Source organism: Pseudomonas hamedanensis (assembly GCF_014268595.2).
Taxonomy (GTDB): domain Bacteria; phylum Pseudomonadota; class Gammaproteobacteria; order Pseudomonadales; family Pseudomonadaceae; genus Aquipseudomonas; species Aquipseudomonas hamedanensis.
The window spans coordinates 3,250,001-3,264,672 of record NZ_CP077091.1; the positions used below are offsets into that span (position 1 = coordinate 3,250,001).

Below are 14,672 nucleotides of genomic sequence, written 5' to 3' on the forward strand. Positions count from 1 at the left end.
CTTGCCGTGCTCTTCGCTGATCAGTTGCGAAATGCGCGCTTCGTTCTGCTCCAGCAGTTGCTTGAAGCGGAACATCACCTGGGCACGTTTGGCCGGCGGCGTGTTGCGCCACGCAGGGAACGCAGCCTTGGCGGCGTCGATGGCTTTCTGGATGGTCGCCTGGCTGGCCAAGGGCAATTTATGGATCGCCTGGCCGGTAGACGGGTTGAACACATCCACCGAGCGACCGTTCTCGGTCACCAGTTCGCCATTGATCAAATGCGGAATAACGCTCATCGAACACTCCTGAATGCTTGTGCACAGGCGCCAGGTAAGAAGCGCCTTCTATATATAGGTAGTTCCGTTGAGGAGCCGGATGTCACTGGCGCGTTCAAGTACGCCTTCGCGAGCAAGCTCGGCTCCCACAGTTGTTGTAAAAATCAGTCGAGCTTGTTCAGCACTTCGCCAACCGCATCGAACAGGCGATCAAGGTCTTGCGGCTTGCTGTTGAAGGTTGGGCCGAACTGCAGAGTGTCGCCGCCGAAGCGCACGTAGAACCCGGCTTTCCACAACGCCATGCCCGCCTCGAAGGGACGCACGATGGCGTCACCGTCACGCCCGGCAATCTGGATTGCACCGGCCAGACCGTAGTTGCGGATGTCGATGACGTTTTTCGAGCCTTTCAGGCTATGCAGAGCGTTTTCGAAATGCGGCGCGACTTCAGCGACGCTCTGCACCAGGTTTTCCTTTTGCAGCAAGTCGAGTGCTGCCAAGCCTGCGGCGCAAGCCACCGGGTGTGCCGAATAGGTGTAGCCGTGCGGGAATTCCACGGCGTATTCCGGCGTCGGCTGGTTCATGAAGGTTTGGTAGATTTCGGAGCTGGCGATCACCGCGCCCATCGGAATCGCGCCGTTGGTGACTTGCTTGGCGATGCACATCAGGTCCGGGGTCACGCCGAAGCTGTCGGCACCGAACATCGACCCGGTACGGCCGAACCCGGTAATCACTTCGTCGAACACCAGCAGGATGTTGTGCTGATCGCAAATCTCGCGCAGACGCTTGAGGTAACCCTGAGGCGGAACCAGAACACCGGCCGAACCGGCCATCGGCTCCACGAACACGGCGGCGATGTTGGAGGCGTCGTGCAATTCGATGAGCTTCAGCAACTCGTCGGCCAGCGCGATACCGCCCTGCTCCGGCATGCCACGGGAAAAGGCATTGCTCGCCAGCAGTGTGTGCGGCAAGTGATCAACATCCATCATCGCCTGGCCAAACAGTTTACGGTTGCCGTTGACGCCGCCGAGGCTGGTGCCAGCAATGTTCACACCGTGATAGCCACGGGCACGACCGATCATTTTGGTTTTGGTCGCCTGCCCTTTCAGCCGCCAGTACGCGCGGACCATTTTCACTGCGGTGTCCGCGCATTCCGAACCGGAGTCGGTGAAGAACACATGGTTCAGATTGCCCGGCGTCAGCTCGGTGATTTTTTCAGCCAGCTGAAACGACAGCGGATGGCCGTACTGGAAGCCCGGCGAGTAATCGAGGGTGCCCAACTGTTTCGAAACGGCTTCCTGAATTTCCTTGCGGGTGTGCCCGGCGCCGCAGGTCCACAGACCGGACAGCGAATCGTAGATTTTGCGGCCCTTGTCGTCGAACAGCCAACTGCCTTCGGCGCCGACGATCAAACGCGGATCGCGCTGAAAGTTGCGATTGGCGGTGTACGGCATCCAGTGCGCGTCCAGCTTCAGTTGGCTGGCCAGTGGCGACGGCGCGTTTTCAGGCATGTTCATCGGGCAAAACCTCGCAGGGCATAAGCGTCAGGGAGATGGAAAGCGTTGTTGCAGCTAAATTGCCACGGCGATAAAGTCGATGAAATTCAACTCTTCTAACCTTCAGTTAGATCTCTGCTAAACAAAGAGAACAAAAAATGAGCAGCCGTCGTCCGGATCCGCTGGCCCAGGTCAGTGACTTTGATATTCGTCTGCTGCGGATTTTTCGCAGCGTCGTCGAATGTGGCGGCTTCTCGGCAGCGGAAACCGTGCTCGGCATTGGCCGGTCAGCGATCAGCCAGCAGATGAGCGATCTGGAACAGCGCCTCGGTTTGCGTCTGTGCCAACGTGGACGCGCGGGTTTTTCCCTGACCGAGGAAGGCCGCGAGGTTTACCAATCGGCGCTACAGCTCTTGAGTGCGCTGGAAAGTTTCCGCACCGAGGTCAACGGTCTGCACCAACATCTGCGTGGCGAGTTGATCATTGGCCTGACCGACAACCTCGTCACCCTGCCCCACATGCGCATCACCCACGCCCTCGCCCAGCTGAAAGAGCGCGGGCCGGATGTGCAGATCCAGATCCGCATGATCGCGCCTAATGAAGTCGAGCAAGGCGTGCTCGACGGGCGTTTGCATGTTGGCGTGGTGCCGCAGGCCAGCGCGTTGTCGGGGCTGGAATATCAGCCGTTGTACAGCGAACGTTCGCTGCTTTACTGCGCGATCGGCCACCCGTTGTTTTATGTCGATGACAAACAACTCGATGACCAGCGCCTGAACAGTCAGGACGCGATTGCGCCGACCTTCCGGTTGCCGGCAGACATTCAGGCGCATTATCAAGCGCTCAACTGCACCGCCAGCGCTTCCGATCGCGAGGGAATGGCGTTTCTGATTTTGACCGGACGCTACATTGGTTATCTGCCGGATCACTACGCCAGTCTTTGGGTGCAGCAGGGGCGTTTGCGTGCGCTCAAGGCCGGCACACGTTTTTACGATTTGAGCCTGGCATCGGTCACGCGCAAGGGCCGGCGCCCTCATTTGGTGCTGGAAAGTTTCTTGGAGAGTCTGGCGGCGACGCGCTGAAAGCCAGATCACAGATCGTCCGGACGCGGCCCGAGCCTTCGCCAGCTCCTGCCTTTGACGGTCATCGCCTCAGAAAGCTGAGCAAGTGGACAGGTTTTTGCAGAGAAGGCTTAACTCGATCCTTCAACAAGAAGCCAACGCCATGCAGCCAGATTCCGATTCGTCCAGTGAACTCATCTACGGCCTCAACGACCGCCCCAAACCACTCGCCGCCCTGCTTGCCGCGTTGCAACATGTGCTGGCCAGTTTCGTCGGCATCATCACCCCGCCGCTGGTCATCGGCTCGACGCTCGGGCTGACCGCGCATTTGCCGTACCTGATCAGCATGGCGCTGATGGTCTCGGGCGTCGGCACCTTTATTCAGGCACGGCGGCCGTTCGGCATCGGCGCGGGCATGATCTGTCTGCAAGGCACCAGTTTCGCTTTTCTCGGGGCGGTGCTGTCGGCCGGTTTTCTGGTCAAGCAGCGTGGCGGCAGCCCGGAAGATATTCTGGCGATGGTCTTCGGTGTCTGTTTTTTCGGCGCCCTTGTGCAAATCGTGCTCAGCCGTTTTATCGGTCAGTTGCGCCGAGTCGTTACGCCGCTAGTGACCGGGATCGTCATTACCCTGATCGGCATCAGCTTGATCAAGGTTGGCATCACCGATCTGGGCGGCGGCTTCAACGCGCCGGACTTCGGTGCGCCGGGCAATCTGGCGCTGGGCGTATTCGTGTTGCTGACGATCATTCTGCTCAACCGCTCAAATACGCCGTGGATACGGCTGTCGGCGATCATCGTCGGCCTGCTGCTGGGCAGTCTGGCGGCCTGGTTCAGTGGCAAATTGATCCCTCAGCCATTGCCTGACTTACCTTTGGTGAGTTTTCCTACGCCGTTCAAGTTCGGTTTCAGCTTCGACTGGACAGCTTTCCTGCCTGTCGCGCTGATTTATCTGATCAGCACCATCGAAACCGTCGGCGACCTCACCGCCAACTGCATGCTCGCGCGTCAGCCGATCAGCGGCCCTTCTTATATAAGTCGCTTGCGCGGTGGCGTGCTGGGCGATGGGGTCAGTTGCATGATCGCCGCCACCTTCAGCGCTTTCCCTAACACCACGTTCGCGCAGAACAACGGCGTGATTCAGTTGACCGGCGTCGCCAGCCGCTACGTCGGGCTGTACATCGGCGTGATTCTGTTCTGTCTCGGCCTGTTCCCGCTGATCGGCGCGGTGCTGCAACAGATTCCCAAACCGGTATTGGGCGGCGCCACGCTGGTGATGTTCGGGGCCGTCGCGGCGGCGGGTGTGCGCATCCTCGCGCAGTCGCCGCTGGACCGGCGCAGCATGCTGATCATCGCCACCTCGTTCGGCGTCGGCCTGGGCATCGCCGCGCAACCGAACCTGCTGCACCTGCTGCCGAAACTGGTGCAGAACCTGTTCGACTCGGCGATCACCAGCGGCGGTCTGACGGCAATATTCCTTTGCCTGTTGTTGCCGGAAGGCAAAACCGCAGCGGCCAAAAGCCCCGCACCATTGAACAAGATCGAACAGGCGTAACGGTTTTATTGCGCAAGGACTTGTCGGATGCCTGTGGGTGCGCTATCAACGCAACTCGGCTGCACCCACAGACAATCCCGGAAGTGCCTATGACCTTTGAAGTCCCAGCCCATGGCGGCAAACCCGCCAGCCGCATTCGTCAGAAGAACGAAGAGACCATCCTCAAAGCCGCCGAAGACGAGTTCGCCCGTCACGGGTACAAAGGCACCAGCATGAACACCATCGCCCAGAATGCCGGGTTGCCCAAGGCCAATCTGCATTACTACTTCACCAACAAACTCGGTTTGTACGTGGCGGTGCTGAGCAACATCATTGAGCTGTGGGACAGCACCTTCAACACCCTCACCGCCGAGGACGATCCTGCCGAGGCGCTGACCCGCTATATTCGCGCGAAAATGGAGTTTTCCCGTCGCCAGCCACAGGCCTCGCGAATTTTCGCGATGGAAGTGATCAGCGGCGGCGAATGCCTGAGCGAGTATTTCAATCAGGATTACCGCACCTGGTTCACCGGCCGGGCGGCGGTGTTTCAGGCCTGGATCGATGCGGGCAAAATGGACCCGGTCGACCCGGTGCACCTGATCTTCCTGCTGTGGGGCAGCACCCAGCATTATGCCGACTTCGCCACGCAGATCTGCCGCGTGACCGGGCGCAGCAAGTTGACCAGAAAGGACATGGAAGACGCTGGCAACAACCTGATCCGCATCATTCTCAAAGGCTGCGGCCTCACACCTTCTCTATAAGACGTTTATGCCTTTCACCCTCAGCGGTTTTTGCGAGTACCGCGAAGAGATTCGCAAAAGCCGCTTTATCACCTTGGCAACTCCGATCAGCAGCCCCGCCGACGCGCAGGCGTTCTTCGAGCAGCACAGCGACTTGAACGCCACGCACAACTGCTGGGCGTGGAAACTCGGCGCGCAATATCGCAGCACCGACGATGGCGAACCCGGCGGTACGGCCGGGCGACCGATTCTCGCGGCGATTGAAGCGCAGAATTGCGACCAGGTCGCAGTGCTGGTGATTCGCTGGTATGGCGGTATTCAACTCGGCACTGGCGGTCTGGCCCGGGCGTATGGCGGCGGTGCAAACAAATGCCTGCAAGCGGCGGAGAAAATCGAGTTGATCAGCCGCGTGCCGTTAAGTTGCGCTTGCGCGTTTGCCGAGTTGGCGCTGGTGAAGTTGCGAGTGGCGGATCTGGGCGGATTGGTGGTGGAGGAAAACTTTACTGCCAATGGCGTTGAGTTGAAGTTGGCGGTGGGCGGGGCGCAGATCGATATCTTGCAATCGCAACTTGCTGATTTGAGTCGTGGGCGGATTTTGTTGCAGCGTTGAAGAAGGTCAAAAGATCGCAGCGTTCCGCAGCTCCTACAGGGGGATCACATTCCAATTGTAGGAGCTGCCGAAGGCTGCGATCTTTTTAGGGCGTTACGTGAATTCCATTTTCTGCCAAGTTGCCCACATCCGCTGTGCACCCGACTGTGGATAACCTGAGCACATATCGCTGTAACCCTTCTGTCACGCGGCTTTGCGCGGTTTGTTCACTTTTCGTTCAATTCATCCGACGAAAAGGAAATTCAAATTAAAAACAATCAGTTAGCCGCGTTTATCACCTTTAGAAGAAAGCACCACAGTGCTTATGCCCGGGTTCGCCGCTTGCACACAATTACTGTGGAACAACCTGTGGATAACCCGTTCATGACCGCCGCAGTCGCTGGATCTGCCTAGGCCCCGAGCAATTGCTCGTTTTTTAACCAACCACACGCGGGCGAAACTGGAGCCTGTTCCAAGGCTTTGCGCTGAAATGGTGCTCAGCAGAAAGCCCAACCGGGCGCTGAGCCTTGGCAATCGGCACGGGCTGCAACGATCGGCGCGCGTTCCTGACTCACTGGCCAGGAAATTGCTTTATCCACAGGCACAACTCCAAGTCAGTCGAGCCTGTCATGCCCACCGCCCCTTCTGTTCCGCGCCTGCAACTGCGCCAGATCAGCAAACGCTACCCCGGTTGCCTGGCCAACGATGCCATCGACCTGAGCATTGCACCGGGCGAAATCCACGCCCTGCTCGGTGAGAACGGTGCGGGCAAAAGTACCCTGATGAAGATCATTTACGGCGTCACCCAGTGCGACAGCGGTGAAACGCTTTGGGAAGGTCAGCGCGTGCATATCCGCAATCCCGCGCAGGCGCGGCAGTTGGGGATTGGCATGGTGTTCCAGCATTTCTCGCTGTTCGAAACACTCAGCGTGGCGCAAAACATTGCTTTGGCCATGGGCGCCGCGGCCGGCACACCGAAGCAACTGGAGCCGAAGATTCGCGAAGTGTCGCAGCGCTACGGCATGGCGCTGGAGCCGGAGCGACTTGTCCACAGCCTGTCGATTGGCGAGCGGCAACGGGTGGAAATCATCCGCTGCCTGATGCAGGACATCCGCTTGCTGATCCTCGACGAACCGACTTCGGTGCTGACGCCGCAAGAGGCCGACGACTTGTTCATCACCCTGCGCCGCCTCGCCGCTGAGGGTTGCAGCATTCTGTTTATCAGCCACAAGCTCGGTGAAGTGCGTGCCTTGTGCCACAGCGCCACGGTGCTGCGTGGCGGCCGGGTTGCCGGGCATTGCGTACCCGCCGAGTGTTCGGATCAGCAACTGGCGCAGCTGATGGTCGGCGCAGCGGCGACGTTGATTGGCGAGTATCCGAAGGTCAGCGGTGGCGCGGCTTTTTTGCAGGTGCAGCGTTTGAGCTGGCACAACCCGGATCCTTTCGGCTGTTCGCTGACGGGTGTCGACCTGCAAGTGTGCAGCGGCGAAATCGTCGGCATCGCCGGGGTCGCCGGCAATGGCCAGGATGAGCTGCTCGCCCTGCTCAGCGGCGAACAGACATTACCTCGGGCAGAAGCCGCGACCATTCGCTTCGCTGAGCGCAACGTCGCGGATTTGCGTGCGGATGCGCGGCGCGGACTGGGCCTGGCATTCGTGCCTGCTGAACGCCTCGGCCACGGCGCAGTGCCGGATTTGAGTCTGGCCGATAACGCCCTGCTCAGTGCTTTCCAGCAAGGGCTGGTCAGCAACGGCTTGATCCAACGCGGCAAAGTCGAAGCCCTTGCCCAACAGATCATCCAGCGTTTCGGCGTGAAAACTCCTGACACGCAAACCGCCGCGCGCAGCCTGTCCGGCGGCAATCTGCAGAAATTCATTCTGGGCCGGGAAATCCTGCAACAACCGAAACTGCTGGTCGCCGCGCACCCGACCTGGGGCGTCGACGTCGGTGCCGCGGCGACCATCCACCGCGCATTGATCGCCCTGCGCGATGCCGGCGCAGCGATTCTGGTGATTTCCGAAGACCTCGACGAGCTGTTCCAGATCAGCGACCGCCTCGGCGCCCTGTGTGGAGGCCGACTGTCGGCGCTACACGACACCCGCGATACGCAACTGAGCGATGTCGGCGCGTGGATGGCCGGCCAGTTCGATCATTCGCCTTGCGCCGCCCTGGTTTAACGGAGTTTTAAACATGCTGCTTTCTCTCGAACCCCGTGGTCAGCAATCGCGCCTGATGCTGTGGTGCTCGCCGTTATTGGCGGCGGTGCTGACCCTCGGCTGTGGCTCGCTGCTGTTCATCGCACTCGGCCACGATCCGTTGCAAACCCTGCATACGCTGCTGATTGCGCCGGTCAGCGATCTGTACGGTGTCGGCGAACTGCTGGTCAAAGCGCTGCCGATTGTGCTTTGTGCACTTGGGCTGGCCGTGGCTTATCAGGCGCGAGTCTGGAACATCGGCGCCGAAGGCCAGTTGCTGCTCGGTGCACTGGCCGGCAGTGCTCTGGCGGTGAACATTATCGGGATGCACAGCCGCTGGGCGCTGGTGCTGATTCTGCTGACCGGCACGCTGGCGGGCGCTGCATGGGCCGGCCTGACGGCATGGCTGCGTACACGCTTCAACGCCAACGAAATCCTCACCAGCATCATGCTCAATTACATCGCCCTGAACCTGCTGCTGTTTTGCGTACATGGTCCGCTGAAAGACCCTGCCGGCTTCAATTTCCCCGAGTCGGCAATGTTCGGCGACGCCAGCCGCTTACCGTTGCTGCTGGAGGATGGCCGCGCGCACGCCGGGGCGTATTTCGCCCTGCTCGCTCTGGTCGCGGTGTGGGTGTTGTTGCAGAAAAGTTTTGTCGGATTCCAGATCAAGGTACTCGGCCTGGACAAGCGCGCGGCAGGCTTTGTCGGCTTTCGCGAGAAGCGTCTGGTCTGGCTGGTGCTGTTGATCAGTGGTGGCTTGGCCGGGCTGGCCGGCGTTTGCGAAGTGACCGGGCCGATTGGCCAACTGGTGCCGCAGGTCTCGCCGGGTTATGGCTACGCGGCGATCACCGTGGCGTTTCTCGGTCGGCTCAATCCGATCGGCATTCTGTTTGCCAGTCTGTTGATGGCACTGCTCTACATCGGCGGCGAGAGCGCGCAGATGGCGCTCAATCTGCCGCAGGCGATCACCCAGTTGTTTCAGGGAATGATGCTGTTTTTCCTGCTTGCCTGCGACGTGCTGATTCTCTATCGGCCACGCCTGAAACTGCGCTGGACCCGGCGCGCCTCGTCCCCTGCCGTAACCGCCGGAGCGCTGTGATGGATATCGATCTGTTGAGTAATATTTTCTATGCCATGGTCCGCTGCGGCACGCCGCTGCTGTTGGTGGCGCTGGGTGAACTGATCTGCGAGAAGAGCGGCGTACTCAACCTCGGCCAGGAAGGCATGATGCTGTTCGGCGCCGTGATCGGGTTTATCGTCGCCCTCAACAGCGGCAACCTGTGGCTGGGTGTGCTCTTGGCGATGCTCGCCGGGATGCTGCTGTCGTCGCTGTTTGCCTTGGTCGCGCTGGTATTCAATGCCAATCAGGTGGCGACCGGACTGGCCCTGACGATTTTCGGTGTCGGGCTTTCGACGTTTGTCGGCGCGGCCTGGGTCGGTAAACCGCTGGCTGGATTCGAGCCGCTGGCCATTCCGTTGTTGAGTGAAATTCCGCTGATCGGACGGATGCTGTTTGCCCAGGATCTGCTGGTGTACCTGTCATTCACGCTGTTTGCGCTGGTGGCATGGGTGATCATGAAAAGTCGCATGGGCCTGATCATTCAGGCGGTCGGCGAAAATCCGGATGCAGCCAGCGCCATGGGCTTGCCGGTGCTGACCGTGCGCACGTTGGCGGTCTTGTTCGGCGGTGCGATGGCCGGGTTGGCCGGGGCCTATCTGTCGCTGGCCTATACGCCGATGTGGGCCGAAAACATGACTGCCGGGCGTGGCTGGATCGCCTTGGCGCTGGTGGTATTTGCCAGTTGGCGCGTGTGGCGGTTGTTGCTGGGGGCGTATCTGTTCGGCCTCGCCAGCATCCTGCACCTGGTGGCGCAGGGGCTGGGGCTGGCGATTCCTTCGAGTCTGCTGGCGATGTTGCCGTATGTCGCAACGATTGTGGTGCTGGTGTTGTTGTCCCGCGATGCCGTGCGCACACGGCTGTATGCGCCGGTTTCGTTGGGGCAGCCTTGGCAGTCAGGACATTAGGCAGACACAAACCTGTGGCGAGGGAGCTTGCTCCCGCTGGGGCGCGAAGCGGCCCTCGACATTGATCCTGGAAGACCTTTTACGACTGCTGCGCAGCCGAGCGGGAGCAAGCTCCCTCACCACAAATGGGCAATGCCTGAACAACACCCCACGCCAGTTCGAAAATAAGGAAGACCACAAGAATCGAACTGGCGCCGTGCAGCAAGGCATACCCTTGCCACGCCGCAAACAGAAACCGCCCCACCGCGTCATAGCGCCCATACAGCGGCTGCGGATCACGAATCCGCAGCACCGCCCAGACACAGACCACTGAGCCCAACAAGTTTGCCATCAGCACGTGCATGGATTGGAACGGCGGCAGTTCGCCAGGGAAATCCAGCGAGTTCAGCAGCCCATGCACAAGCGCGAAGCTCCACGGCGTGACAAACGCTGCCGTGACGATCAGGTCATACCAGGCGCTGCCGCGCACCACGTTGCGATACTGCGTTGCGGTCCACATCATCCTTGCTCCAGAAATTCAGGGAGCAAGCACGTTAAAGCCTGGGGTATGCTCCAGGGTCAATACCCCATTCGAGAAAACAGCATGCGCATCGGTGAATTAGCCCGGGCCAGCGCGGTCAGCCGTGACACCCTGCGCTTTTATGAGCAGCGCGGGCTGATCGCGGCGCAACGCAGCGCTAACGGCTACCGTGACTATCTGCCGGAAATGGTGCAACTGGTGCTCTACATCAAAACCGCGCAGCGGCTGGGCTTTACTCTGGGCGAGATCGGCAACAGCGTCGCCGCCCTGTGGCACGCCCGCGACCCGGAAAACGCCGTGGCGCAATTGCTGCGCGACAAACTGCAATTGGTTGAAACCCGCATGAGCGAACTCGACACGCTGCGCCAAGAGCTGCAACTGCGGCTCGGTCAGGCGTGTCCATTGAATCCTGAACGCTGACTTTCAAGGAAACCCATCATGTCTCAGGCAAAAACCGCATTGGTCATCGGCGCCTCCCGGGGCTTGGGCCTCGGTCTGGTGAAAACCTTGCTCGCCGACGGCTGGCAAGTAATCGCAACGGTGCGCAATCCGCAAAAGGCCGAGGCGCTGCAAGCGCTGGGTGACGTGCGCATCGAAAAGCTCGACATGGACGATCAGCAAGCGGTGATCGCCCTGAACCAGAAACTCAAAGGCGAAACCTTTGACCTGCTGTTCGTCAACGCCGGAGTCAAGGGTCCCGACGTGCAGACCCCGGGCGGCGCGACGCTGGCCGAGGTCGGCCAATTGTTTTTCACCAACGCGGTGGCGCCGATCAATCTGGCCCAGCGTTTTGTCGGGCAGATCCGCGACGGCAGCGGTGTGCTGGCGTTCATGAGTTCGGTGCTCGGCAGCGTGACCATGCCGGATTCGCCAGGCCTGGCGTTGTATAAGGCGAGCAAGGCAGCCCTCAATTCGATGACCAACAGCTTTGTCACGCAACTGGGCGAGCAGAAACTGACCGTGCTGTCGCTGCATCCGGGCTGGGTGAAGACGGACATGGGCGGTGATGGCGCCGATATCGATGTCGAGACCAGTACGCGCGGGTTGATCGATCAGGTGAATGCGTTCAGCGGCAAGGGCGGGCATCACTTCGTCAATTACAAGGGTGAAACGATTCCCTGGTAAGCACCACATCCCCCTGTGTAGGAGTGAGCCTGCTCCGGGCGGCGTTCCGACGATAGCGGTGTGTCAAGTTAGACATATTTATCTGACACACCGCTATCGTCGGAACGCCGCCCGGAGCAGGCTCACTCCTACAGGGGGATCTTGGTGAATGGTCGGGTGGGGCTTGCCTGCCTTGGCGATTTGTCTGACACTGCGCGCCTCGTCCTTCGCGGCGACCCTGGATCAGCAGACAGGACAACACTGAGCTGGCAACCCTGAACCCAACTTTCAGAGGAGCCGGCCACAATGCCTGCGACCCGTACCTGGTTAAAAAATCCCCTCGCCATTTTCACGGCCAACGCGCTCGATGCCCGTGGCGGTCCGGTGCTGCAAGACGGTGTGATCGTCGAAGTGCTCGCGGCTGGTCAGCAGCCGTCGGCGCCGTGCCATGAAGTGTTCGATGCTCGCGAGCATGTAATCCTGCCGGGCCTGATCAACACCCACCATCATTTCTATCAAACCCTCACCCGCGCCTGGGCGCCGGTGGTCAATCAGCCGCTGTTTCCGTGGCTGAAAACCCTCTACCCGGTATGGGCCCGGCTGACCCCGGAAAAACTCGCGCTCGCGACCAAAGTGGCGTTGGCCGAGCTGCTGCTCTCGGGCTGCACCACCGCCGCTGATCATCACTACTTGTTCCCGGACGGTCTGGAGAACGCCATCGACGTGCAAGTCGAAAGCGTCCGCGAACTGGGCATGCGCGCCATGCTCACCCGCGGTTCGATGAGCCTCGGCGAGAAGGACGGCGGCCTGCCTCCACAGCAGACCGTGCAGGAAGGTCAGGTGATTCTCGACGACAGCCAGCGCCTGATTCACGAGTACCACGAGCGTGGCGACGGCGCGCAGATTCAGATCGCCCTGGCGCCCTGCTCGCCGTTTTCTGTCACCCCCGAAATCATGTCGGCCAGCGCTGATCTGGCGAACAAGCTTGATGTGCGTCTGCACACCCACCTCGCTGAAACCCTCGATGAAGAAGAGTTCTGCCTGCAACGCTTCGGCCTGCGCACCGTCGATTATCTTGACAGTGTCGGCTGGCTCGGCCCGCGCACCTGGCTGGCTCACGGCATCCACTTCAACCCCGACGAAATCGCCCGCCTTGGGCAAGCCGGCACCGGTATCTGCCACTGCCCGAGTTCGAACATGCGCCTGGCTTCCGGGATCTGCCCGAGCATCGAGCTGACCGACGCCGGCGCGCTGTTCGGTCTCGGTGTTGACGGTTCGGCGTCCAACGATGCCTCGAACATGATCCTTGAAGCGCGTCAGGCGCTGTACATCCAGCGCCTGCGCTACGGCGCCGAAAAGATCACCCCGGAACGCGTGCTGGGTTGGGCGACCCAAGGTTCGGCGAGCCTGCTGGGCCGTACCGACATCGGCGAAATCGCTGTGGGCAAACAGGCGGATCTGGCCTTGTTCAAGCTCGATGAACTGCGTTTCTCCGGCAGCCATGACCCGATCTCGGCACTGCTGCTGTGTGGGGCTGATCGCGCGGACCGGGTGATGATTGGTGGCAGGTGGCGCGTGGTCGATGGGCAGGTTGAGGGGCTGGATCTCAAAGGCTTGATTGCCGATCACAGCCAGGCGGCGCGGCAACTGATCGCCGGCACCTGAGTGAGCACAGATTAAAACTGTGGGAGCGGGCTTGCCGCAATGGACGCTCTGCGTCCGCCTTTGGGACGCGGAGCGTCCCGGGCTGCATTCCCACGCGGAGCGTGGGAACGATCACAGCGTCCCTAAAGACCCAGCAGGGACAGCATGATGAACGTCGCAAACAGCACAAAGTGCGTCATGCCCTCAATGGCATTGGTTTCGCCGTCATTCAGGTTGATCGCACTGACAATCAGGGTGATGAAGATCATCACTGTCTGCACCGGCGTCATCGCCATCTGAAACGGCTGGCCGGTGTACAACGCCATCGCTTCCATCACCGGCACGGTCAGGATCACCGTCGACAGTGACGCGCCCATCGCGATGTTCACCACCGATTGCATGCGGTTCGCCAGCGCCGCGCGCAACGCGGTCAGAATTTCCGGCGCCGCCGAAATCGCCGCCACCAGAATCGCCGTAATCACCGGTGGTGCGCCCGTGCCTTCCAGGCCCAGGTCGAGGGTTTTGGACATGACCTCGGCGAGTGCGCCGATCACCACCACGCCGAACACCAGAATGCCGATCGACAGCGCCAGACTGACCGGTTTCGGCTCTTGCTCGATCGGCTCTTTCTTGCGCCTTTTGTCCGGGTAGCTATAGCTGAAAAAATAACTGTGCGGGCCGACCTGCATGCGCAGAAACAGCGCATAAAGCACCACCATCGCGCCGATGGTGAACGCCGAATACAACTTCCAGTTGGCCTCGGGAATAAACTCCGGCACCACCATCGACACGCCCATGGCGGTGAGGATCATCACGCTGTAGCTGCGCGCCGAATCGTCGTTGTAGGACTGCTCGCCGTGCTTGATGCCGCCCATCAGCGCGGCGAGGCCGAGGATGCCGTTGATATCGAGCATGACCGCCGAATAAATCGTGTCGCGCACCAGGGTGGCCGAGGCCTCGTTGCTCATCATGATCGCCAGAATCACCACTTCCACCAACACCGCCGCAAGGGTGAGGATCATTGTGCCGTAGGGATCGCCGACCTTTTCCGCAAGCAGTTCGGCCTGATGGGCGACGCGCATCGAGGCGGCGATGATGAAAGCGATCAGCACCAGGCCACCGAGCAGCGCGACGATCTGGCCGCTGTGCAACAGCCAGTGTTCCAGTGGATAAGCGATGCACGCGGCAATGACTGCCAGCAGCAGAAAGCTTTCTTGCTTGAGGATTGAGAGCATGGCGGGCCTTTTGCCGAAAAGAGCTGATGAAGCTACTGACTCCCGGGCGGTGCTAAATGTTTCGTTACACCTCAGCGCACCAAGCGATGGCGGTGTTTCAGCAGGTGCACCTTTATTGGCCTTGATGGCCCTATCGCGAGCAGGCTCACTCCTACAAGGGAACGCATTTCAAATGTAGGAGTGAGCCTGCTCGCGATAGCCATCACACGGTTCCGGAAAGTTTGTTGTCCTGTTGGTCAGCAATTTGCATTGACCTTCAGCACACACAACAAAATGGAGC

General features: G+C 60.3%; 14 protein-coding genes (1 of these 14 cut by a window edge). 10 read left to right on the top strand and 4 right to left on the bottom strand.

Features of this window, described 5'->3' with window-relative positions:
- A protein-coding gene (locus HU739_RS14110; RefSeq protein WP_186552549.1) for a CoA-acylating methylmalonate-semialdehyde dehydrogenase crosses the window boundary here: on the bottom strand, window positions 1–276 show its 5' end (the start). Its footprint begins 1,218 nt before the window's first position; 276 of the gene's 1,494 nt are visible here — the first part of the coding sequence; its start codon is at window positions 274–276; its stop codon lies beyond the left edge, outside the window.
- A gap of 143 nt (window positions 277–419) precedes the next feature.
- Window positions 420–1,769, bottom strand: a complete 1,350-nt coding sequence (locus HU739_RS14115; RefSeq protein WP_186552550.1) for an aspartate aminotransferase family protein — start codon at window positions 1,767–1,769, stop codon at window positions 420–422.
- Between the two features lie 137 nt (window positions 1,770–1,906).
- Between HU739_RS14115 and HU739_RS14120 the strand changes: the two genes are divergently transcribed.
- From HU739_RS14120 to HU739_RS14150, 7 genes are all read left to right on the top strand, one after another.
- Entirely contained in the window at window positions 1,907–2,827 is a 921-nt protein-coding gene (locus HU739_RS14120) for a LysR family transcriptional regulator (protein ID WP_186552551.1), read from the top strand.
- A 142-nt stretch (window positions 2,828–2,969) separates the two neighbouring features.
- Complete coding sequence (locus tag HU739_RS14125; protein ID WP_186552552.1) at window positions 2,970–4,358, top strand: uracil-xanthine permease family protein; 1,389 nt, start codon at window positions 2,970–2,972, stop codon at window positions 4,356–4,358.
- A gap of 89 nt (window positions 4,359–4,447) precedes the next feature.
- Window positions 4,448–5,098: a TetR/AcrR family transcriptional regulator gene (locus HU739_RS14130; protein ID WP_186552553.1), complete on the top strand. Its 651-nt coding sequence runs from the start codon at window positions 4,448–4,450 to the stop codon at window positions 5,096–5,098.
- 7 nt (window positions 5,099–5,105) lie between these two features.
- Window positions 5,106–5,687 carry an IMPACT family protein gene (locus HU739_RS14135; protein ID WP_186552554.1) on the top strand — a complete coding sequence of 194 codons (582 nt, stop codon included), beginning with the start codon at window positions 5,106–5,108 and terminating at the stop codon, window positions 5,685–5,687.
- Between the two features lie 608 nt (window positions 5,688–6,295).
- Window positions 6,296–7,843 (top strand): ABC transporter ATP-binding protein, encoded by a 1,548-nt coding sequence (locus HU739_RS14140; RefSeq protein WP_186552555.1) that lies wholly within the window; start codon window positions 6,296–6,298, stop codon window positions 7,841–7,843.
- A 13-nt stretch (window positions 7,844–7,856) separates the two neighbouring features.
- Window positions 7,857–8,963 (top strand): ABC transporter permease, encoded by a 1,107-nt coding sequence (locus tag HU739_RS14145; RefSeq protein ID WP_186552556.1) that lies wholly within the window; start codon window positions 7,857–7,859, stop codon window positions 8,961–8,963.
- Complete coding sequence (locus HU739_RS14150; RefSeq protein WP_186552557.1) at window positions 8,963–9,889, top strand: ABC transporter permease; 927 nt, start codon at window positions 8,963–8,965, stop codon at window positions 9,887–9,889. Before HU739_RS14145 ends, HU739_RS14150 begins: the two co-directional genes overlap by 1 nt.
- 79 nt (window positions 9,890–9,968) lie before the next feature.
- On the opposite strand, the gene HU739_RS14155 is transcribed toward HU739_RS14150, so the two are convergent.
- Window positions 9,969–10,388, bottom strand: a complete 420-nt coding sequence (locus HU739_RS14155; RefSeq protein WP_186552560.1) for a hypothetical protein — start codon at window positions 10,386–10,388, stop codon at window positions 9,969–9,971.
- Between the two features lie 84 nt (window positions 10,389–10,472).
- On the opposite strand from HU739_RS14155, the gene HU739_RS14160 reads away from it, so the two are divergent.
- From HU739_RS14160 to HU739_RS14170, 3 genes are all read left to right on the top strand, one after another.
- The gene (locus HU739_RS14160; RefSeq protein WP_186552558.1) at window positions 10,473–10,829 is read left to right on the top strand and encodes a MerR family transcriptional regulator; all 357 of its coding nucleotides are present in this window, start codon (window positions 10,473–10,475) and stop codon (window positions 10,827–10,829) included.
- Window positions 10,830–10,847: 18 nt separating this feature from the next.
- A complete protein-coding gene (locus HU739_RS14165; protein ID WP_186552559.1) occupies window positions 10,848–11,534 on the top strand; it encodes an SDR family oxidoreductase in 687 nt (228 codons plus the stop codon).
- A 285-nt stretch (window positions 11,535–11,819) separates the two neighbouring features.
- A complete protein-coding gene (locus HU739_RS14170; RefSeq protein WP_186547386.1) occupies window positions 11,820–13,178 on the top strand; it encodes an 8-oxoguanine deaminase in 1,359 nt (452 codons plus the stop codon).
- 122 nt (window positions 13,179–13,300) lie between these two features.
- Here HU739_RS14170 and HU739_RS14175 read toward each other — a convergent pair whose 3' ends face one another.
- The gene (locus HU739_RS14175; RefSeq protein ID WP_186547388.1) at window positions 13,301–14,392 is read right to left on the bottom strand and encodes a calcium:proton antiporter; all 1,092 of its coding nucleotides are present in this window, start codon (window positions 14,390–14,392) and stop codon (window positions 13,301–13,303) included.
- Window positions 14,393–14,672: the final 280 nt, after the last annotated feature.